This window comes from Dietzia sp. Alg238-R159, assembly GCF_900537145.1.
GTDB classification, from domain to species: Bacteria; Actinomycetota; Actinomycetes; order Mycobacteriales; family Mycobacteriaceae; genus Dietzia; species Dietzia kunjamensis.
Genome location: NZ_UNRI01000004.1, coordinates 235,713 through 256,228 on the forward strand (window position 1 = coordinate 235,713; position 20,516 = coordinate 256,228).

Annotated in this window: 17 protein-coding genes and 2 riboswitches; of the genes, 7 read left to right on the plus strand and 10 right to left on the minus strand. The window is 69.1% G+C overall.

The genetic code is table 11. The annotated features are described in order from the left end of the window. Positions 1-32 precede the first annotated feature (32 nt). From cobA to G6R20_RS12180, 4 genes are all read right to left on the minus strand, one after another. Entirely contained in the window at positions 33-869 is an 837-nt protein-coding gene (gene cobA / locus G6R20_RS12165) for a uroporphyrinogen-III C-methyltransferase (protein WP_240341432.1), read from the minus strand. Next, positions 866-1,654, minus strand: coding sequence for a precorrin-6A synthase (deacetylating) (gene cobF, locus G6R20_RS12170; RefSeq protein ID WP_240341433.1), 789 nt, complete (start codon positions 1,652-1,654; stop codon positions 866-868). Before cobF ends, cobA begins: the two co-directional genes overlap by 4 nt. Further along, positions 1,647-5,348 (minus strand): cobaltochelatase subunit CobN, encoded by a 3,702-nt coding sequence (gene cobN / locus G6R20_RS12175; protein WP_205475860.1) that lies wholly within the window; start codon positions 5,346-5,348, stop codon positions 1,647-1,649. The genes cobF and cobN overlap by 8 nt, the downstream gene beginning before the upstream one ends. Positions 5,349-5,419: 71 nt before the next feature. Then, positions 5,420-5,615: riboswitch (cobalamin riboswitch) on the minus strand. A gap of 62 nt (positions 5,616-5,677) precedes the next feature. Continuing rightward, positions 5,678-7,003 carry a M23 family metallopeptidase gene (locus G6R20_RS12180; RefSeq protein ID WP_163376542.1) on the minus strand — a complete coding sequence of 442 codons (1,326 nt, stop codon included), beginning with the start codon at positions 7,001-7,003 and terminating at the stop codon, positions 5,678-5,680. A gap of 92 nt (positions 7,004-7,095) precedes the next feature. Here G6R20_RS12180 and G6R20_RS12185 point away from each other — a divergent pair, with 92 nt between their 5' ends. The 3 genes from G6R20_RS12185 (at position 7,096) to G6R20_RS12195 (ending at position 10,373) form a co-directional block, all read left to right on the plus strand. Further along, complete coding sequence (locus G6R20_RS12185; RefSeq protein WP_163376543.1) at positions 7,096-7,989, plus strand: nitrite reductase; 894 nt, start codon at positions 7,096-7,098, stop codon at positions 7,987-7,989. Between the two features lie 20 nt (positions 7,990-8,009). Then, positions 8,010-8,084: riboswitch (cobalamin riboswitch) on the plus strand. 73 nt (positions 8,085-8,157) lie between these two features. Next, positions 8,158-8,823 (plus strand): precorrin-8X methylmutase, encoded by a 666-nt coding sequence (locus G6R20_RS12190; protein ID WP_163376544.1) that lies wholly within the window; start codon positions 8,158-8,160, stop codon positions 8,821-8,823. Further along, positions 8,820-10,373, plus strand: coding sequence for a precorrin-2 C(20)-methyltransferase (locus G6R20_RS12195; RefSeq protein ID WP_163376545.1), 1,554 nt, complete (start codon positions 8,820-8,822; stop codon positions 10,371-10,373). The genes G6R20_RS12190 and G6R20_RS12195 overlap by 4 nt, the downstream gene beginning before the upstream one ends. Positions 10,374-10,779: 406 nt before the next feature. On the opposite strand, the gene G6R20_RS12200 is transcribed toward G6R20_RS12195, so the two are convergent. From G6R20_RS12200 to G6R20_RS12215, 4 genes are all read right to left on the minus strand, one after another. Beyond that, positions 10,780-11,559, minus strand: a complete 780-nt coding sequence (locus G6R20_RS12200; RefSeq protein ID WP_163376546.1) for an SDR family oxidoreductase — start codon at positions 11,557-11,559, stop codon at positions 10,780-10,782. Positions 11,560-12,128: 569 nt separating this feature from the next. Next, the gene (locus G6R20_RS12205; RefSeq protein ID WP_163376547.1) at positions 12,129-12,302 is read right to left on the minus strand and encodes a hypothetical protein; all 174 of its coding nucleotides are present in this window, start codon (positions 12,300-12,302) and stop codon (positions 12,129-12,131) included. Between the two features lie 174 nt (positions 12,303-12,476). Beyond that, entirely contained in the window at positions 12,477-13,562 is a 1,086-nt protein-coding gene (locus G6R20_RS12210) for an ATP-binding protein (RefSeq protein ID WP_163376548.1), read from the minus strand. 92 nt (positions 13,563-13,654) lie between these two features. Next, positions 13,655-14,347 (minus strand): response regulator transcription factor, encoded by a 693-nt coding sequence (locus G6R20_RS12215; protein ID WP_163376591.1) that lies wholly within the window; start codon positions 14,345-14,347, stop codon positions 13,655-13,657. 313 nt (positions 14,348-14,660) lie between these two features. Between G6R20_RS12215 and G6R20_RS12220 the strand changes: the two genes are divergently transcribed. Next, positions 14,661-16,163, plus strand: coding sequence for a multicopper oxidase family protein (locus tag G6R20_RS12220; protein ID WP_120285757.1), 1,503 nt, complete (start codon positions 14,661-14,663; stop codon positions 16,161-16,163). A gap of 45 nt (positions 16,164-16,208) precedes the next feature. Beyond that, positions 16,209-16,841 (plus strand): DUF305 domain-containing protein, encoded by a 633-nt coding sequence (locus G6R20_RS12225; protein ID WP_163376550.1) that lies wholly within the window; start codon positions 16,209-16,211, stop codon positions 16,839-16,841. Between the two features lie 280 nt (positions 16,842-17,121). On the opposite strand, the gene G6R20_RS12230 is transcribed toward G6R20_RS12225, so the two are convergent. Further along, complete coding sequence (locus G6R20_RS12230; protein ID WP_240341443.1) at positions 17,122-17,349, minus strand: hypothetical protein; 228 nt, start codon at positions 17,347-17,349, stop codon at positions 17,122-17,124. Positions 17,350-17,397: 48 nt separating this feature from the next. Between G6R20_RS12230 and G6R20_RS12235 the strand changes: the two genes are divergently transcribed. Further along, positions 17,398-19,335, plus strand: coding sequence for a heavy metal translocating P-type ATPase (locus G6R20_RS12235; protein WP_163376551.1), 1,938 nt, complete (start codon positions 17,398-17,400; stop codon positions 19,333-19,335). Between the two features lie 8 nt (positions 19,336-19,343). After that, a complete protein-coding gene (locus G6R20_RS12240) occupies positions 19,344-19,940 on the plus strand; it encodes a CueP family metal-binding protein (RefSeq protein WP_173674812.1) in 597 nt (198 codons plus the stop codon). 95 nt (positions 19,941-20,035) lie between these two features. On the opposite strand, the gene G6R20_RS12245 is transcribed toward G6R20_RS12240, so the two are convergent. After that, positions 20,036-20,425 (minus strand): heavy metal-responsive transcriptional regulator, encoded by a 390-nt coding sequence (locus G6R20_RS12245; RefSeq protein WP_096907655.1) that lies wholly within the window; start codon positions 20,423-20,425, stop codon positions 20,036-20,038. Positions 20,426-20,516: the final 91 nt, after the last annotated feature.

Below are 20,516 nucleotides of genomic sequence, written 5' to 3' on the forward strand. Positions count from 1 at the left end.
ACCACTCGTCGAGGGCGGACCCGGCCGGCCGACTACCCACAGCTCGTTCCGGCGGACAGCTGCCCTGCCAGCCCGGCGACCGCCCCGATCACGGTGATCGCGGGCGGCGCGACCTCCGCTTCGGCCGCCTGCCGCGCGATCGTCGCCAGCGTCCCACGCAGGACGCGCTGCGCCGGGGTCGAGCCGTTCTCGATCATGATCGCGGGAGTATCCGCTGCAAGCCCTTCGGCGAGAAGCTCGGCGGTGATGGCGGCGAGGTTCGTCACCGCCATGAGCAGCACGAGCGTGGTCCCGGATCGGGCGAGCGCGCCGTAGTCGAGGGTCGAGTGCGGGCTGTCCGGCGGGTCGTGCCCGGAGATCACCGACACGCCCTGCGAGAGCCCGCGGTGGGTGGCCGGGACGCCGGCGAGGGCCGGAACCGACAGGGCCGAGGTGACGCCCGGGATCACGGTGACGGGCACCCCGGCCGCGGTGCACGCGAGGTGCTCCTCGGCGCCGCGGCCGAACAGGAAGCTGTCGCCGCCCTTGAGTCGGACGACGGTGCGCCCGCGCCGCGCGTGCTCGACGAGGATCCGGTTGATCTCCTCCTGCGGGGTCGCCGGACCGAAGGGCACCTTGCCCACGTCGATCACCTCGATGCCGGGGTCGAGCTCGTCGAGGATCGACACCGGTCCCAGGCGGTCGGTCACCACCACATCGGCGGTGCGGACGGCGTCGAGGCCGGCCACGGTCATCAGCCCCGGGTCCCCCGGCCCGCCGCCGACCAGCACGACCCGGCCCGCGCAGTCCCGCGCGGCCGTGGCGCCGGCGCTGTCCTTCCCGCCGGTCGTCCCGGCCGTCGCCCCGGCGGTGTCCTTCTCAGCCGTCATCGGGCCGTCGTCCCTTCTCCGCGTCGCAGTAGATACACGTCCATCACCCAGCCGTGCTCGTCGCGCAGCCGCTCGCGGTGCGCGCGCAGGTCCGGCAGGACGTCGCCCACGCGGCCCGCGACGAGCGTCTCGCCGGCGTCGCCGAGGTTCCCGCCCCACCAGATGTTCCAGTCGGCCAGGTCATCGAGCGGCAGGTCGCCGTTGAGCATCACCACCACGTTGTCGGCGCCGGCGGCCACGACCTCGCGCAGCCGGCGACCGGTGGTCACGGTGACCGTGCCGCCGATCTCGTGCAGGACCAGACGGTGGCGCGCGGCCAGAACCTGGAGCGCGGAGATCCCGGGCACGACCTCCACCTCCAGGTCCAGCGCACCGCGCTCGGCGATCCGGTCGAGGATCCTCAGCGTGGAGTCGTAGAACGCCGGGTCGCCCCACACGGGGATCGCCACATCGCCGGGCCGGGAGGCCACGACGCGTTCCCAGGCCAGGGAGCGGGCCTCGTGCCAGTCCGTCACCACGCCGCGATACCCGGCGTCGGAGGAGGTCGACGACGACGAGCGGTCCCTCTCCGGATCGGGCACACCCACCAACTCGACGCCCGGCGCGTGGCGGGCGAGCAGCCGCGCGCGGAGATCGACCAACGGGTCGGCCGGGCCTTTCACGGCCGCGAGGGCGTAGTCGCTGGCGCGCAGGGCCCGGGCGGCCTCGACCGTGATCTGGTCGAGCCCGCCCGAGCCGATGCCCACGACCCGCACCCGCCTGCGGCCGGTGGGGAACTCAGTCACCGTGGGACTCCTCGAGATCGCCCTCCACATCGAGGTAGACCTGCCGCATCCGGTCCATGATGTCCGCGTCGGGCTCGGCCCACATCCCGCGGTCGGCGGCCTCGGAGAGCCGCTCGATCATCCCGCGCAGCGCCCACGGGTTGGACCGGCGCAGGAACTCCTGGTTGGTCTCGTCCAGGACGTACTCGCGGGCGAGCGAGTCGTACATCCAGTCGTGGACCACGCCGGCGGTGGCGTCGAACCCGAAGAGGTAGTCCACCGTGGCCGCCAGCTCGAACGCGCCCTTGTAGCCGTGACGTTGCATGGCCGCGATCCACCGCGGGTTCACCACGCGGGCGCGGAATACCCGCGTTGTCTCCTCCGCCAGCGACCGGGTGCGCACGGCATCAGGCGTGGTCGAGTCGCCCACATAGGCGCGCGGCTCGGCGCCGGTGAGCGCGCGGACGGTGGCGATCATCCCGCCGTGGTACTGGAAGTAGTCGTCCGAGTCGGCGATGTCGTGCTCGCGGGTGTCGATGTTCTTGGCCGCCACCGCGATGCGCCGGTAGTTGGTGCGCATGTCGTCGGCCGCGGGGACTCCGTCGAGGTCGCGGCCGTAGGCGTACCCGCCCCAGCGGGTGTAGACCTCGGCCAGGTCTCGGTCGTCGCGCCAGTTGCCCGCCTCGATGGTCTGCAGGATCCCGGCGCCGTAGGAGCCCGGTGCGGAGCCGAATATGCGGGTGGTGGCCCGGCGGTGGTCGGAGTGCTCGGCCAGATCGGCCCGCGTGTGGGCGGCGACGAAGTTGTGTTCGTCGGGCTCGTCCAGCTCGGCGACCATCCGCACGGCGTCGTCGAGCATCCCGATGACGTGCGGGAACGCATCGCGGAAGAAGCCCGAGATGCGCACGGTCACGTCGACGCGCGGGCGGCCCAGTTCCTCGGACGGGACCACCTCCAGGCCCGTGACCCGGCGGGAGGCCTCGTCCCACTCGGGGCGGACGCCCAGCAGGGCCAGGACCTCGGCGATGTCGTCCCCGGAGGTGCGCATGGCCGAGGTGCCCCAGATCGACAGCCCCACCGAGCTCGGGTACTCCCCGGTCTCGGCGACGTGCCGGTCCAGCAGCGAGTCCGCCATGGCCTGACCGGTCTCCCACGCCAGCCGCGACGGGACGGCGCGCGGGTCCACCGTGTAGAAGTTCCGGCCCGTGGGCAGCACATTGACCAGACCCCGCAGCGGGGATCCCGAGGGCCCGGCCGGGATGAACCCGCCGTCCAGTGCGTGGATGACGGCGTCCAGCTCGTCGACAGTGGCGGCCAGGCGCGGCACCACCTCGCGGGCGGCGAACTCGAGCACCTGCGCGACCTCGTCGTCGTCGCCCTCTGGCGCGCCGTCACCCGCGCCGCCGTCACCCGCCCCACCCGCGGTGAGGCCCGCGGCGGCGAGGACGTCGGGCACCGCGGCGACGTCCCACTCCCGCGCGTCCATCCCCTCGACCAGCGCCTTGGCGAGCGCCTCGACCCGGTCGACCTCCTCGGTCGGCGCGCCCTCGGCCAGCCCGAGTGCGCGGCGCAGGCCCGGAACCGCGCCGGACTCGCCGCCCCACACCTGCGAGGCCCGCAGGATCGCCAGCACCAGGTTGACGCGCGCCTCGCCCGCGGGCGCCTGGCCCAGGACGTGCAGGCCGTCGCGGATCTGAACGTCCTTGATCTCGCACAACCAGCCGTCGACGTGGAGGAGGAAGTCGTCGAACTCCTCGTCGTCGGGCCGCTGCTCGAGGCCAAGGTCCTCGTGCATGTGCGCGGACTGCATGAGGGTCCAGATCTGCGCGCGGATGGCCGGGAGCTTGGCCGGATCCATCGACGCGATGTTCCCGTACTCGTCGAGCAGCTGCTCCAGCCGCGCGATGTCCCCGTACGACTCGGCACGCGCCATGGGCGGGACCAGGTGGTCGACGATCGTCGCGTGCGCACGGCGCTTGGCCTGCGCGCCCTCGCCGGGGTCGTTGACGAGGAACGGGTAGATCAGCGGAAGGTCGGCGATCGCCGCGTCGGTGGCACAGTCCGCCGAGAGCGCCGCGTTCTTGCCCGGCAGCCATTCGAGCGAGCCGTGTTTGCCGATGTGCACCAGCGCATGCGCCCCGAAGCCGTGGGCGAGCCAGCGATAGGCGGCCAGGTAGTGGTGGGACGGCGCGAGCTCGGGGTCGTGATAGATGGCGACCGGGTTCTCGCCGAAGCCGCGGGGCGGCTGGATCAACAGGACGACATTGCCGGCCTGGATGGTGGCCAGGACGATCTCGCCGGCGTCGTTGACGAACAGCTCGCCCGGCGCGGGCCCCCACGCCTCGACCATCTCCGCACGCAGCGCCTCGGGCAGGTCCGCGGTCCAGCGCAGGTAGTCGTCGGTGGAGATCCGCACGTGACTGTCGGTGAGCTGGGCGCTGGTGAGCCACTCCTCGTCCTGCCCGCCCGCGTCGATGAGCGCGTGGATGAGGGCGTCGCCGGCGGCGGTGTCGTCGGCGTAGTCCCCGGCGGCCCCGGCGGGGTCCAGACTCGATTGATCAAGATACTGCGCGATGGGGCCGTCGTCCGGGCCCAGGTCGTAGCCCTCGTCGCGCATCCGGCGCAGCAGGCGGATGGTCGAGACCGGGGTGTCCAGGCCGACGGCGTTGCCGATGCGGGAGTGCTTGGTCGGATAGGCCGACAGGACCAGCGCGACCTTGCGGTCGGCGGGCGCCACATGGCGCAGCCGCGCGTGGGCCACGGCGATCCCGGCGACGCGCGCGCACCGCTCCGGATCGGCCACGTAGCGGGGCAGGCCGTCGGCGTCGATCTCCTTGAACGAGAACGGCGCGGTGATGATCCGGCCGTCGAACTCGGGGATCGCGATCTGGTTGGCGGAGTCCAGCGGGTTGACGCCGTCGTCTGAGGCAGACCAGTCCTCCCGGCTCCACGTCAGGCACAGGCCCTGCAGGACGGGGATGTCCAGCGCGGCGATGCGCTCGACGTCCCACGTCTCGTCCTCGCCGCCCGCACTCACCGCGCCGGGCGTGGTGCCGCCGGCAGCGAGAACCGTCACGACCAGCGCATCGAGAGTGCCGAGCGCGTCAAACAGCTCGTCGGGGGCCGAGCGCAGGGAGCCGGCGAAGACCGGCACTCCCACCGCGCCAGCGGCGTCGATCGCGTCGGCCAGCGAGTGCGCGAACCCGGAGTTCCCGCTCACCTCGTGGGCGCGGTAGTAGAGCACTCCGACGCGGGGCAGGCCGGGGGCTTCCGTCGTGTCCGGCCGCGGCGGCATACCCCACACCGGCACGTTCTCCGGCGGCTCGAACCCGACGCCGGTGAGCAGCACGGTGTCGGCCAGGAATGCGTGCAGCTGCGCGAGGTTGCCCGGGCCGCCCTCGGCGAGATAGCGGTGCGCCTCGGCCGCGATGCCGATCGGGACCGTGGACAGCTCCATCAGGTCGGCGTCGGGGGTCTGCTCCCCACCCAGGACCACTACCGGGACGCCCGCGCCGAGCACGGCGGCGAACCCGGCCTCCCAGGATCGTCGGGAGCCGAGAATGCGGACCACCACCAGGTCGGCGCCGACGAGCAGTGCGGGCAGATTCGCCTCGACGTCGAGTCGGGACGGGTTGCCGAGCGTGAACGCCGCGCCGGATTCGCGCGCGGAGAGCAGGTCCGTATCGGAGGTGGACAACAGGGTGATGCGGGGCACGTCGTGCTGTGCCGAGGCGTCATCAGGGGACGCCGAACGCCGGTCGGGGCGCATGTTCTTCTCCAAACCCTCGTGGAACATGTCGCCGTGGCCGGTCTCCTGGCTTTCGCATCAACGCCGTGCGACCGACCTTCCCGGATCCTGGAGGGTCCAGTGGTCTCCGCCCCGTGAGGGACGGACGAGGGTGCGCGACTCCGCGACTACAGTGGCGAGGGCCGCGCCGGCTTTTCCTCCGGCTTCCCGAGCACCACGGCACCGGCGAGCCTATCCGGCGCACCCCGCCCGTGGCCGACCGGCTGCCTCGCGTCAGCCAGGGACGGCCATCCCGGTCAGGGGAAGTCCACCACCGCGAGGTTGAGTGGCAGCTCGCCTCTCCGCGGCTCCGGCGAGAGGGTCGCCTCGTCGACGAAGGTGCCGGACAGGAAGTCGTCGGCGTCGGCGATCCGCTGCGGCGGGACCTGCCCGGCGTAGTCGAACCCCTTCAGCTCGTACGGCAGCGAGTCGGCCTCGAGCAGGCTCGGCCCGTCCATGAGCTGGAAGTGAAGGTGCGAGGCGTTGGCATTGCCGGTGTTCCCGAGCTTGCCCAGCACCTGCCCCTCGGTCACCGTGTCGCCGGGTTTCACCGTGACCGAGCCGGAGATCATGTGTGCGTACATCGCGTACACGCCGTCGCCGAGGTCGAGCACCACGTGGTTGCCGTCCACGTTCTCGACGGTGAGCTTGGACGCCAGTTCCGGGTTGCTGGCGGGCAGGACCCCCGGCGCATTGGCCTCCATCCCGTCGAGGACCGAGACGACGGTGGCGTCGGCGACGGCGAGGATCTCGGCGCCGTAGTCCACGTAGCTCTCGTTGTGGTTCCTGTCGCCGGTGTAGAACTCGCCCTGGTCGTTGGTGCGCTTCCAGTCGATTGCGAACCGCTGGCTGTTGTTGAGTTTGCCGTTGACCGACATCACCGAACTGCGGTGCGGGAACCCCGGTTCGCAACACCCGTTGAGGGCCACCCAGTTCTCGCCCCGCACGGGCGGCGCGATGACCGGCACGGTGCGGGTGGAGAAGGCAACCGGTGTCGTAAGGTAGTCGATGGGTCCCGGCTCCCCGAACGCCGGCGAGGCGGCACCGGTCCCGTAGAGGTGGTGCAGCACCGCGTCCGGGGCCTGGTCGAGCGAGTCGAGGGTGAAGTCGATGAACATGACCCGGCTCTCCTGCGGCGGGATCTGCGCGGTGTCGACGTACCCGGCGGGCAGGTCGCGCAGGCGGTTGCAGTCACCGAAGACGCAGTCCGGGTCCACGAGAGCGGCGGCGGAGAAGCTGGCGATGACCTTGGTGGGATCAGTGCCGTCCACCACGTCGATCTTGTCCACGCTCGCCGGCACCTTGGTGGCGTTGGTGAGCTGCAGGTCGTAGGCCACGTGGTACTTGCCGTCGGTGCCCTTGAACGGCAGCGGCGGGTTGCCGATGGGAATCATCGTCAGCGCGGTGAACGCGTCCGGGACGGTCACCCCGGCGACGGACCCGGCGGCCGGTGATGCCGTGGTGGTGGCGGCCGCTTCGGCGGCGGCGGGTTCGGTGGCGGCGTCCGACGAGCACCCGGCCGCGACCAGTGCGACTGCGGTGAGGGCGGAGCCGAGAAGGGTGGGTACGCGGCGAGGTATCACGGTGGAGCTCCGTTTCTTCAGTTGTGAAGAAAAAACTTACCGCCGGGGATCGGGAAATTGAACGCGCGCGTCGGGCTGCCACAATGGCCCCCGTGAGCATCGCCGAACCCACCCGCCGGACCCGTGGCGACCTGTGCCCGGGCGTCCTGCGGCCGTGGCCGGCCTCCGACGGCGCCCTGGTCCGACTGCGCGTGCCGGGTGGCCGCGTGTCACCGGCGGCCCTGTCCGCCCTGCACGGGGTCGCCGTGAGATATGGCGACGACGACAACGTGCACGTGACCACGCGTGCGAACCTGCAGCTTCGGGCCCTGCCGATCGGTCCGGACGGGCAGCTGCCCGGCGAGGTGGTGGCGGCGATCGCGGAGACGGGCCTGCTCCCCGCGCCCGGGCACGAGCTGGTGCGCAACGTCCTCGTCTCGCCGATGACAGGCCTGGGCGAGTCGTTCGGCGGGCAGGCCCGAGGCCGCGCGGACCTGCGGCCGGTGACCGAGGCGCTGGACGCCGGACTGCTGGCCGACCCTGCGCTCGGCGGCCTGCCGGGCCGATTCCTGTTCGTCCTGGACGACGGCCACGGGGACCTGCTCGACCGCTCCTGCGACCTGGGCCTGGTCGCCCTGGATGCCGACACCGCGCAGCTGCGGGTGGGCGACCGCTGGTCCGAGGTGGTGCCGCTGGTCGACGCCGCCGACCGGCTGGTCGAGCTGGCCCGCGCCTTCGTCCGAGCCCGCGGCACCGGCCCGGACGCGCCGTGGCACGTGCGGGAACTGCCCGCCCCCCTCGTCGCGGCCCGCACTGCGGACGGCCGGCTGCCGAGCCCGGCCCCGGCGCTGCCGTACGGGCCGGTCGCGGGGTCGGCGGGGCGGATCGAGCACGTCGAGGCGCCGGGCGGGATCCTCGACCGCCACCTCATCGCCCGGCTCACCGGCGGCGACGTCGCCGAGCTCATCGTGACCCCGTGGCGCGGGGTGCTGGCCGTCCGCGAGTAGGCTGCGGGCTGTCCCACGGCGAGGAACCCGGTGCAAGTCCGGGGCGGTTCCGCCACTGTGAGGCCCGTCGAGCAGGTGGGCCGAGCCAGATACTCACCGGGGATCAGCGCGCTCCCACCGCGTCGCTGCGACTTCTCACACCGGGGCGAGAACCCCGAGGAGGACCCCATGAGTGCTGCCCTGAGGCCGCCGCGTCGCTACGACTACGTCGACGACGGGCCCGCCATCTACGTCGACTCCTTCGCGACCATCCGCGGCGAGACCGACCTGTCCCGCGTTCCGGCCGACGCCGAGCGACTCGCCGTGCGGATGGTGCACGGCACCGGCCAGACCGACCTGACCCGTGACCTACAGGTGCACCCCGGGCTCGTGTCCGCAGCCCGGGGCGCCCTGGACGTCGGCGCGCCGATCTTGTGCGACGCCCACATGGTCGCCTCGGGGATCACCCGGGCCCGGCTCCCCCGCGACAACGACGTGGTGTGCACCCTGTCCGATCCCGGCGTTCGCGACCTGGCCGCGCGAATGGGCACGACCCGATCCGCTGCGGCGCTGGCGTTGTGGGGCGACCGCCTCGACGGCGCGGTGGTGGCGATCGGCAATGCCCCCACCGCCCTGTTCCACCTGCTGGAAATGATCCTCGACGGTGCTCCCCGACCCGCCGCGATCGTCGGCTGTCCGGTCGGCTTCATCGGCGCCGCGGAGTCCAAGGCCGCGCTCGCCGTGTTCGCGGACGATCACGGCATCGACATCCCCTTCGTCACCGTCCACGGCCGGCGCGGCGGGTCCGCGATGACCGCCTCGGCCCTCAACGCCCTGGCCCAGGAGGCGGAGTGACCGGCCGGCTGTACGGCGTCGGCGTGGGACCGGGCGATCCCGAGTTGCTCACCCTCAAGGCAGCCCGTCTCGTCGGCGCCGCCGACGTCGTGGCTTTTCACGCCGGCCGCGGCAAGGAGTCCAACGCCCGACGGATCGCCGCCGATCTCATCCCTTCTGGCGCGATCCAGGAGCGACTGGAATACCCCGTGACCACGGGTGTCACCGACCACCCGGGCGGGTACGCGGGCGCGATCGCGGACTTCTACGAGCGCAGCGCGCAGCGACTGGCCGAGCACCTGTCCGCCGGCCGGGACGTGGTCCTACTCTCGGAGGGAGACCCGCTGTTCTACGGCTCCTTCATGTACATGCACGACAAGCTCGCCCCTCGATTCGAGACCGAAATCGTGCCGGGCATCCCGGCCTTCGCCGCCGCCACCGCCGCAGCCGCCACTCCCCTGGTCCGGCAGACCGACGTCCTTACCGTCCTGCCCGGCACCCTGCCCGAGCCCGAGCTCGCCCGACGACTTGCAGACACCGACGGCGCGATCATCATGAAGCTCGGCCGCAACTTCCCCGCCGTCCGGCGGGCCCTCGAGGCGGCCGGTCGGCTCGACGGCGCGGTCTATGTGGAGCGGGCGTCAACCGACGCGGAGGCACATCACCCGGTCAGCGAGGTCGACCCGGACTCCGTGCCGTACTTCTCGCTCATCGTCGTCCCCGGCGACTCTCAGCACTCCGACCCCACCGGCCGCCGGACCGCGCAGCTCTCTGCACCCGAGGAGCCCTCCCCGGGGCGTACCGCCGGCTCGGTTGAGGAGCAGTCCCCAGCATCGCGCGGCGTCGTGCACGTCGTCGGTCTGGGCCCGGGCCCGACAGAGTGGCTGACCCCGGAGGCTTCGCAGATCCTGTCCGAGGTCGACCACGTGGTGGGGTACGCCCCGTACGTCGACCGAGTCCCGCAGCGGGCGGGCTTGCGCCGACACTGCTCCGGCAACACCGTCGAGGTCGACCGGGCGGCACTCGCCCTGGAGTTGGCCGGCACGGGCGAGCAAGTGGCCGTGGTCTCCGGCGGCGACGCGGGCGTGTTCGGCATGGCCTCGGCGGTCTTCGAGGCCGCGGAGGATCCGCGTTTCACCGGCATCGACATCCGCGTCGCTCCCGGGGTCTCCGCTGTACAGGCGGTGGCCGCGCGGGCGGGCGCTCCCATCGGTGCGGACTTTGCCGTGGTGAGCCTGTCGGACCGGCTCAAGCCGTGGGACGTGATCGACCAGCGGCTGGACGCGATCGCCGCCGCGGATCTGGTCCTGGCGGTCTACAACCCCGCCTCCCGCTCGCGCACCCACCAGGTCTCCGACGCCCGCGAGATCCTGCTCCGGCGCCGCTCCCCGACCACGCCCGTCGTGGTGGGCCGTGACGTGGGCCGAGCCGAGGAATCGTTGACCGTCACCACCCTCGGCGAACTCGACTGTGGGTCGATCGACATGAAGTGTCTGCTCATCGTGGGCGCCTCCGGGACGCGGATCACGGACTCCGGGCGGGTGTGGAGCCCCCGATTCGTGCGGGTATGAGCACCGGTCCCGGCCCGGGCGACGATCGCGCGGACAATGTCGAAGCATTGTGGCGCGTTCTGGCAACGCGCGCCGGGACCATCGGCACTTCCACCACACCCCTTTCGCGCCAGACCGTCGAGCGGCTCCCCGCGTCTTCGCCGTGGCGCCGAGCGTCGGGCTGAGCCAACCATGGCACGTCACGAGCTTCGTCGATCCCGACCACTTCTCCGGGAGCGTTCCGCTGCCGGAGGACGCCCGTCCCCTGGCATACCACTGTTTGGGCACCCCGCTCTGGAGCTCGAGGAGCCGCTGCTGCAGACCGTCGACTGGGTCTAGTGGCCGGCGGGAATTAACGGCCCGGCGGAGACTCACGACCAGCATTGCTGTTGAGATGCACCCGGCATATGGGGCAGCCATCAGCCCTCTACGGATGGAAGTACGAGGCTCCGTTGAGGTCGAGTACGGCGCCCGAGGACCAGACCGCCTCGGGGGAGGCAAGGTAGAGCACGGCGTGTGCGACCTCCTCCGGGGTGGCAACGCGACCGAAAGGGCTCTGTGCGCGCAGCCCATCGCCGTCCGGGCCAGCCAGTGTTGTCGCCTGGCGTTCGGTAGCTACGACGCCCGGCGCCACCGACGAGACCGAGATTCCGTACGGGGCAAGCGTCGCGGCGATTGACTGCCCGAACGCGTGGAGTGCGGCTTTACTGGCCGCATCGGCCGGGTGCTCGGGCTCGCCCTTGAACGCGCCGCGCGACCCGATGTTCACCACGGCGCCAGAACCGCCGCCTTCCCGGAGCTGCTGCGCGAACGCCCAGGTGACGTGGGCGGCTCCCAGGAGATTGACCGACAACATCTGCTCCCAACGATCCGTCCAGTCCTCGAACGTTGCGTCTACGATCGGATGAGCGTTGAACGGGCTCGGAGCGATACCTGCGTTGTTGATCAGCACGTCCACCCCTCCCAGCTCGCTCAGGACCTTCTGCACGAGGGCTCGGCACTGGTGCGGGTCACTCATGTCGGCGTTCACCATGACGTGCCCCTCGCCATCAAGGGACTCGAGCGTACGTCGGGCTTCCTCGGGGCGCGATGCGTAGTGAACAGCCACGATATCCCCGAGCCGGGCAAACGCCTGTGCCACGGCACGGCCAATACCCTGGGTGGCGCCGGTGACCAGCACCCGCCGTCCGGACGCGGGCACGGTCATGTCCGCTGCCCACAGTAGGTGCGCTGCGACTCGATTGCAGGCCCTGCGCCGCCGGAGATCAACCGGTGCTGCTGGACGCAGGAGCTCAAGCGGACGCAGGCGGTAGGGCCAAGGGCCCCGATGAGCCGTTCATCATTGTCGCGAGGCGTCATGCCTGTTGAGATTACGCGTGCGCCCTCGAGACGGGCGGCTGTATTTGCGTCCCGCGCCACGGGCAGCCCATCAGGCCTTATCCACTTCGTAAGACGGGCATGCGGTGAGGATCTCCGGACCAGGTTCGGCGACCAATCCCGTCGCCTCACTATTACGGGCATGCGCGACAGCGGCCGACTTGAACCCAAGTAGCCAGAGCCCGCAAGAACCATCGCTGCAGGGATTTCTTCTCTACTTCATCAAGGTCGCCGAACTTGGAGCCCGCCAAGCCTCACCGTAGCCACTGTCACCTGCGATGTGGCGCTGGAGTATGTCGCCGGACCCGATCCATCTCAGGTGATTGGAACAATGGCCGAGAACGTAGATTCTGTAAAGCTACGGAGGTCGGCTTCCTAAGAACGCAACAGATGTGGCTTCTAGCGGACCAGCCAGGTCTCGCCCTCACACATCCGAATGGTGACCTTCTCCCCGCTGTTGTTGCGGCCGGTCACCTTCACCAGTCCGGATGGTGTGACGACTTGCTTGCTTGCCTTCACCCATGACTGCTGTTGCTCGTCAAAGACTTCCGAATGATCTCCTAGACCGTTCACGGTCCATCGTCGCTCCGTCAATTGTCTCCCCTTATCTGGTGTTGGCCTCGTCCGGTGGGGGCCGAGATGGTGTCGCTCGAAGACCGTGAGATTCCCTCATGTTAACTCGGGAGACAATTGTGTATATGCCGAGAGATCAGCGAGGGTGGGGGCATAAATAGGTGGTGGACTAGTTTATGACTGCATTGTGGTTCCTTGCGCCTCTCGCGCACAGGGGAGTTCGAGTGTGAATTGTGCTCCGTGGCCTAGGCCGCGGCTGCTTACTCGGATTCGCCCTCCGTGTGCTTCGACCAGTGCTCGGGTGATCGCCAGGCCGATTCCGGAGCCGCCTGCGTTTCGGGCTCGGGCGGGATCGGCTCGGTAGAAGCGGTCGAAGAGATGATCTAGGTGCTGGGCGGCGATCCCTTCCCCGGTGTCGGAGACGGCGATCGCGGTTGTGTTCGTTCTCGAAGGAGCAGCCCTGAGGGTGACGGTCCCTCCGGTCGGTGTGTGTCGTAGGGCGTTGTCGAGGAGGTTTCCCAATACCTGTCCGATTCGTTCGGCGTCCACGGTGACGTCGGTCGGCTCGATGTCGCCTATGTGCAGCTGGACGCCTTTGTCCGCGTAGCGTTCGCGTGCTGCGTTAACTGCCGTTGCCACCAGGTCTTTGGTGGTGGTTCGAACTGGTTGCAGTTGTGTGAGGTGTTCTTCTGCATCGGAGACGTCGACGATGTCCGAGGCGAGCCGTTCGAGCCGCCGGGTGGCCGCCCACAGCACCTGCCTTGTGGAGTCGTCGAAGGCACGGACTCCGTCGTCCACGGCCTCGAGGTAGGAGTCGATGGTGGCCAGCGGGGTGCGCAGCTCGTGACCCAGATCCGCGAGCATCCTTCGCCTGGTGGCATCTGTCGCATCGAGACGCCTGGCCAGTTCGTTCACGCTGGTGGCCAGATCGTCGAACTCCCGGCCAAGTTTCGGGCTCGCCACCCGGGTCTCGTATTGCCCTCGCGCTATGTCTGCCGTCGAGGTGGTGACCATGGTGACCGAGCGCTGGACTCGGCGGGTGAGGTACCAGCTGGTGAGCAAGGCCACCAGGACCGCGATGGCTACCGCCAGCCCCCAGGCCAGGACTATGGCGACCGTGAAGGCTTCTTCGACGTGGGCTGCTTCGTTCGAATCGTGGTCGATTCCGGCTTGACCGAGGTGGTCGTGGAAAATGCCCGGGGCCAGGGCGGAGGCGACGAGCCACGCGCTGACCGCGCACCCGACGACCACGCTGGACATGGCCAGGAGCAGGCGGGTACCGAAGCTGAATCCAGCGATGCGTCGGCTGGTGTGGGGCCGAGTTGTGGCCGCGTCCGGCGATGGTATGTCGTTCACTGGCCCGTTCCCATGCGGTAGCCAACTCCTCTGACCGTGCGCACGAAACGGCCTCGGGAGGCATCGTCGCCCAGCTTGCGACGAAGGTGACCGATGTGGACGTCCACCAGGTGGTCATCACCCACCCAGTTCGGGCCCCACACGGCGGCCATGAGCTGCGCTCGGCTGAAGACGACCCCAGGGTCGCGGGTGAGCGCGGCGAGGATATCGAACTCGGTGCGGGTCAGCGCGACATCGGCGCCGCCGACGGTGACTTCTCGGCCCGCGGTGTCGATCGTCAGGTCGCCGACGGTTTGTACCTGTTCCGGCGACCTTCCGTGGTGGGTCTCGGTGGCGCCGGTTCGCGGTCTGCGCATCATCGCCTGGATCCTGGCCAAGAGCTCGCGTGGGCTGAACGGTTTGGTCATGTAGTCATCCGCGCCGACGGACAGGCCGATCAGCGTGTCGATCTCCTCGGTCCGGGCCGTGAGCATGACGATGTAGGCGTCGGAGTGCGTTCTGACCTGCCGGCATACCTCGATCCCGTCCAGCCCGGGCAGCCCCAGGTCGAGAACGATGACATCGGGATCGATTCGGCGAGCCAGAGCCACCGCCTCTTGTCCGTCCCCGGTGATCGTGACATCGAACCCGTCGCGCTGGAGATAGGAGCCGACCAGGTCGGCGAGGGGCTCCTCGTCATCGACCACCAGCGCCCGCGGACCGGCGGGCTGCTGGGGATTCGAACGGCGAGCGCCAAAAACGGAAGGGGGCATGCCGGCCATCTTCGCCGCAACTCCTGGAAGTCCTTCACCCGAGTGGGCGCCTTGACCGAATCTTCACACGATCTCCATCGGGAGCGCTCGGGTGGCCGGTCACCATAGGTGGTCGAGTCGGACACGGGAGGTACCTCATGCGCGGATGGGTCGCATTGTCGGTCGGCGCCGTGGTCGTCACCGCACTGTGGGCGTCGACCCTGCTCCTGGTCACTGCGCTGTTCGGGCCGTCGCCCTCGGCGGACGACCGGTGAAGGAGTTGTCGCGGCGGGCATTTCTCATCGGTTCGGTCCTGGCCGGCGCGGGTGCGGTGACCGCCTGCAGCGAGCCGGCGCCCTCGGGGGTGCCGGTGTCGGCGTCGGATCCGGCGATCCGGGACCTGGAGGCCGAGCGCCAGCGACCAGGCCAGCAGGTGGTGAACGCTCGGCTGTCCCCGCGCCCGGTGGAGGTCGATCTCGGTGGTCTCGTGGTGTCGACCTGGGCATTTGCTGACACTGTTCCGGGTCCGGTCCTGCGGGCCCGGGCAGGAGATCTGCTGCAAGTCGAGGTGGATAACCAGCTCGACCAGGAGACGAGCGTGCACTGGCACGGCATCGCCCTGCGCAACGATATGGACGGAGTGCCCGGTCTGACCCAGGACCCGATCCATCCGGGCGCCCGGTTCACCTACGACTTCACAGTCCCCCACGCCGGGACTCATTGGTACCACTCACACTCCGGGCTGCAGCTCGACCGGGGCCTGTACGGTCCGCTGATCATCGACGATCCCGCCGACCCCGGGGACTATGACCACGAATGGATCGTCGTCCTCGACGACTGGATCGACGGCATCGACGGCACGCCCGAGGACGCCGCCGGGCGAGTGGGCATGGATGCCCCCGGCGCTCGGGGCCGGCCGATGGCCGGAATGGGGCATGGCCAGATGGGGGGCGCACGGTCCAGCAACCCGATGATGACCTCCCGGTTGCTCGGTGTCGCCGGGGACGTCCACTATCCGCACTACTTGGTCAACGGCCGAGTCCCGGCCGATCCGGTCTCGTGGACTGCCAGCCCGGGCCAACGCGCGAAGATCCGGATCATCAACGCCGGGGCGGACACGTTCTTCCGCGTCGCCCTCGGCGGACACACGATGACCGTCACCGACACCGACGGCTTTCCCACCGCTCCCCAGGAGACGGAGGCGATCCTGCTCGGGATGGGCGAGAGGGTCGACGCCGTGGTCACGCTGACAGACGGGGTGTTTCCCCTCTTCGCCGAGGCAGAAGGCAAGAACGGGTACGGGTACGCCCTCGTGCGCACCGGGGCCGGCGAGCTACCCGCCGACCCGCGCCCCGGCGAACTCGACGGACCGGTGCTGCTGGCCGCGGATCTGACCCCAGCGCCGGACTCTCGACTGCCCGGCCGAGGGCACGACCGCTACCTCAGCGTCGACATGGGCGGCAGCATGATGCCGTATCGCTGGACACTCAACGGGCAAACCCACCCCGACACCACGCCGTTGGAGGTCTCCCGCGGCGACCGGGTCCGGATGCGGCTGCGCAACATGTCCGACATGGCCCACCCGATGCACCTTCACGGTCACACCTTCGCCCTCGCCGACAGCGGGCTGCGCAAAGACACCGTCACGATCCGCCCCATGCGGACTATCGAGATCGAGTTCGACGCGAACAACCCCGGCCAATGGGCCTTCCACTGCCACAACGCCTACCACCAGGAAGCCGGAATGATGACCACCCTGTCCTACCTCGCCTGACCACTCCCGGCCCGACCTATACCCATCGAGAAAGGCACTCCCACGATGATCCGCAAGCCCAAGCTAGTCACCGCAGTTGCGGCAGCCGCGCTGCTCGCCCTCTCCGCGTGCACCAACGACAGCGACGACACCACCGCCGAAGCCACGACCTCTGTCATCTCGTCGGCCGTCGAATCGACGACGACCGCCACATCCAGTGCGGCCGCGGAACACTCTGAGGCGGACGTGATGTTCGCGCAGATGATGATGCCGCACCATCAACAGGCGATCGAGATGAGCGACATCATTCTGGCCAAGGACGGCATCCCCGAGGACGTCACCACGCTGGCCGAGGACATCAAGAACGCTCAAGGCCCAGAGATCCAGCAGCTGACCGAGTGGCTCGAGCAGTGGGGTGAACCCACCGAACCGCAGGGCGGTCACGGCGGCCACAACATGGCTGAGATGGACGGCATGCTCAGCGCCGACGAACTGCAGCAACTGTCCGACGCCGAAGGCACCGACGCCGCACGACTGTTCCTGGAGCAGATGATCGCCCACCACGAAGGCGCGATCACCATGGCCGAAGACGAGGTCGAAAACGGCAGTTTCCAGCCTGCCGTCGACCTGGCCCAGACCATCATCGACACCCAGCAACAGGAAATCGACACCATGCGCGACCTGCTCAACTCGCTCTAACCACCCGATCGTTGCGGGCCGCGGCAGCGGCCCACAACCCCGGTTTCGCATCCGTGAACTTTGTGCGGCCGACACAGACGACGAACATGGATCGATACCCTATGGGGGTATCGTCTCTTGGCCGAGAGCATTCGCAACTGGGCCTGCGGGAAGGAATGTCCATGACCTCTAGAACGCACCATGCGCTACCGCTAACGGCTGTCAGGGAGTCGTGTTCGTGCTGCTCCACTCCCTCGAAACTTCTGGATATCGAAGCTGCCGGACGGCTGCTGCCCGAAGATCACGCCAACCGCGCGGCACTGGACAAGACGGAAGTGAACGAATGAGTCAGCCACACGATCATCATGACCACGCCCACCGGCACGGACCCGGTGGCGACTCGGCCGGGCGCCTCGACGATAGGGGCGCGGCGGTAGCCGAGCATCATCACCCGGACGCGCCCCATGACACCACCGGCCACGACCAGGCGGGGCAGCATCACGCCGGACATGAAGACCACGGCGGTCATGCCGGGCACGCAGACCACGTCGGACAGTTCCGACGTCTTTTCTGGATCATGCTCGTCCTGGCGGTACCGGTGGTCGGCTTCAACGACATGTTCGCCCACCTCCTTGGCTACCACCTCATCGACGCCGGATGGGTGTGGTGGGTCTCCCCCATCCTGGGCACAGTGATCTACCTCTGGGGCGGCCGGCCGTTCCTGACCGGCGCTCTCTCCGAGGTCCGCGCTCGTCAACCCGGCATGATGCTGCTCATCGGCTTGGCGATCACGGTGGCGTTCATCGCCTCCTGGGGCGCTACCTTGCGCATCCTGGATCCTGAGCTGAACTTCTGGTGGGAACTGGCCCTGCTGGTAGTCATCATGCTGCTGGGCCACTGGATCGAGATGCGCTCCCTGGCGCAAACCACCTCTGCACTCGACTCCCTGGCGGCACTGCTACCCGATGAGGCCGAGAAGCTCGACGGCGACGACGTGGTCACAGTCGCACCAGCCGACCTGGCGGTCGGTGACGTCGTGATCGTCCGCCCCGGCGCTTCTGTGCCCGCCGACGGCAAGATTATCGACGGCTCGGCCAGCATGGACGAATCCATGGTCACCGGCGAGTCCAAGGCGGTCCGCCGTGAGATCGGCGAGCAAGTGGTCGCCGGCACGGTGGCCACCGACTCCGGCTTGCGCGTCGAAGTCTCCGCAATCGGTGACGACACAGCTCTGGCCGGAATTCAGAAGCTGGTGGCCGACGCGCAGGCATCCTCCTCGCGTGCCCAGCGCATCGCCGACACCGCGGCCGGCTGGTTGTTCTGGTTCGCCCTCGCATCGGCGGCGATCACCGCGGTCATTTGGAGTGTCCTGGGGTTGCCGGATGCGGCGGTGGTTCGCACGATCACCGTGCTGGTGATCGCCTGCCCGCACGCCCTGGGATTGGCGATCCCGCTGGTGGTCTCGATCGCCACCGAACGCGCCGCCCGCGGCGGCGTACTGATCAAGGACCGCCTCGCGCTCGAATCGATGCGCACCGTCGACGCCGTCCTGTTCGACAAGACCGGCACCCTGACCAAGGGCGAACCCACCGTCACCGGAATCGAACCGATCGAGGGACACACCCAAGACGAGGTACTCGCCCTCGCCGCGGCGGCCGAGAGCGACAGCGAGCACCCGCTCGCCAGAGCAGTGGTCGGGGCCGCAAGGGCCCGCGAACTGACCGTGGCGAAGGCGACCGACTTCTCCTCCTCGCCAGCTGTGGGCGTGAAGGCCACGGTGGAGGGCACCGTGGTCGAGGTCGGCGGCCCCTATCTCCTCGACCAGCACGATCGCGACGAACTCCCCGTCGCCGATCAGTGGCGTACCGAGGGCGCGATCATCCTGCACGTCCTCGCCGATAGCCGGGTGATCGGCGCGCTGCGGTTGGCCGATGAGATCCGGCCCGAGTCCCGTGACGCCGTCGACGCGCTCCATGCTGCCGGTGCGCAGGTCGTCATGATCACCGGCGATGCTCAGGCCGTCGCTGACACCGTCGCCGCCGAGCTCGGCATCGACCGGGTCTTCGCCGGGGTCCGGCCCGAAGACAAGGCCGCCAAGGTCGCCCAACTCCAGCACGAGGGCCGCAAGGTCGCCATGGTCGGCGACGGGGTCAACGACGCGCCCGCACTGGCCCAAGCCGATGTGGGCATCGCCATCGGCGCCGGGACCGACGTGGCGATCGGCTCCGCCGGCGTCATCCTGGCCTCATCGGATCCCCGCTCTGTGCTCTCGGTCATCGAACTCTCCCGGGCGAGCTACCGCAAGATGAAGCAGAACCTGTGGTGGGCCGCCGGCTACAACCTCGCCGCCGTGCCCCTGGCCGCAGGTGTCCTGGCCCCGGTCGGATTCGTGCTGCCCATGAGCGTCGGCGCCATCCTCATGTCGCTATCGACAGTCGTTGTCGCTCTCAACGCCCAGCTGCTACGCCGCCTCGACCTGAGTCCAGAATCCGTCACAAGAGCGATGGAGCGATGATAAACACGATGACCATCAGACACCACTCGCGGCGACGAGTCGCGTCCGCGTTCCTTGCTGCCGCCGCGTTAACTTTCGCCGGCTGCTCGACCGGGCCGTCCGAGAACGCTTCGACAGAACCACCCAACCCGTCGTTGGAGTCCTACGGCCTCGCCGGTCTCGACGCGCCCCAGATCATCAACAAACTCGACACCATGCCGGTGGCCGATAGGCCGGATGATCTGATCGCCTCGGTGCAGCCGACCGAACTGGTCTTGACCAGTAGCGATGAGGGCCTGGCAACGATGCCTATGCCAGATGACCAGTTCTATCTGTCAGTGGCGCCCTACAACACCAGCACCCACCCCTGCCAGTTCCACAGCCTGACCACCTGCCGCGGCGAGATGGCCACCGAAGAGGTGCACGTCACCGTCACCGATACCGCCACCGGAGACATCCTCATCGACGAACCACGCACCACCTACGACAACGGCTTCCTCGGATTCTGGCTACCGCGAGACATCACTGCCACGCTCACCATCGACTACGACGACAAGTCGGCCACTGTTCCGATCGCCACCGGAGACCAGGACCTCACCTGCCTGACCACCATGAGACTCACCTGACAACCCCCCTCCCCGCATCAACAACCCCCCGCCGGGTCGCGGCCCCCGGCCGGCAGGGAAGGCGGTGCGTCCCGCATGGACCACAGCACCGCCAGTCAGAGGTAGCGGCAGATCGTCTCGGCTTGGCAGGTCGCAGGGTCCACTGTGCGGCTGGCGGACTGGAGCTGGGCGACTGCCTGACGCAGCTGCAAGAGATCGGCTATCTGCTGGTCGATCTCGTCCAGTCGAGTCACCAGGAGCGTGTCGACGTGAGCGCAAGGTGCCTGTCCGTCATCGCGAATCCGGAGGATCTCACCGATGCGGGCAAGCGATAGCCCCGCGCTCTGGCCCCGCCGGATGAAATCGAGCCGGGAGATCACGTGCTCAGGGTAGTCACGGTAACCGTTGAGGGTTCGTTGTGGAGGCGGGAGAAGGCCCACGGATTCGTAGTAGCGAAGGGTTTTCGGAGTGGTGCCCGCCGCGGCAGCCAGTTCGCCGATCCTCATTGAAATTACCGCTCCTTCAAGACCGCCTGGGTTGACCTTCCAGTGCACTGGAAGGTCCATCCTAATGAGCGAAGAAAGAGAGGGGCCATCT

Bases quoted from the DNA above. Each gene is read 5' to 3' on its own strand.
- cobA (WP_240341432.1), bottom strand. From the start codon at position 869: ATGACGGCTGAGAAGGACACCGCCGGGGCGACGGCCGGGACGACCGGC.
- G6R20_RS12210 (WP_163376548.1), bottom strand. From the start codon at position 13,562: ATGTCCAGCGTGGTCGTCGGGTGCGCGGTCAGCGCGTGGCTCGTCGCC.
- G6R20_RS12235 (WP_163376551.1), top strand. From the start codon at position 17,398: ATGCTCGTCCTGGCGGTACCGGTGGTCGGCTTCAACGACATGTTCGCC.
- G6R20_RS12190 (WP_163376544.1), top strand. From the start codon at position 8,158: ATGAGTGCTGCCCTGAGGCCGCCGCGTCGCTACGACTACGTCGACGAC.
- G6R20_RS12245 (WP_096907655.1), bottom strand. From the start codon at position 20,425: ATGAGGATCGGCGAACTGGCTGCCGCGGCGGGCACCACTCCGAAAACC.
- G6R20_RS12230 (WP_240341443.1), bottom strand. From the start codon at position 17,349: ATGACCGCCGTGGTCTTCATGTCCGGCGTGATGCTGCCCCGCCTGGTC.
- G6R20_RS12240 (WP_173674812.1), top strand. From the start codon at position 19,344: ATGACCATCAGACACCACTCGCGGCGACGAGTCGCGTCCGCGTTCCTT.
- G6R20_RS12200 (WP_163376546.1), bottom strand. From the start codon at position 11,559: ATGACCGTGCCCGCGTCCGGACGGCGGGTGCTGGTCACCGGCGCCACC.
- G6R20_RS12225 (WP_163376550.1), top strand. From the start codon at position 16,209: ATGATCCGCAAGCCCAAGCTAGTCACCGCAGTTGCGGCAGCCGCGCTG.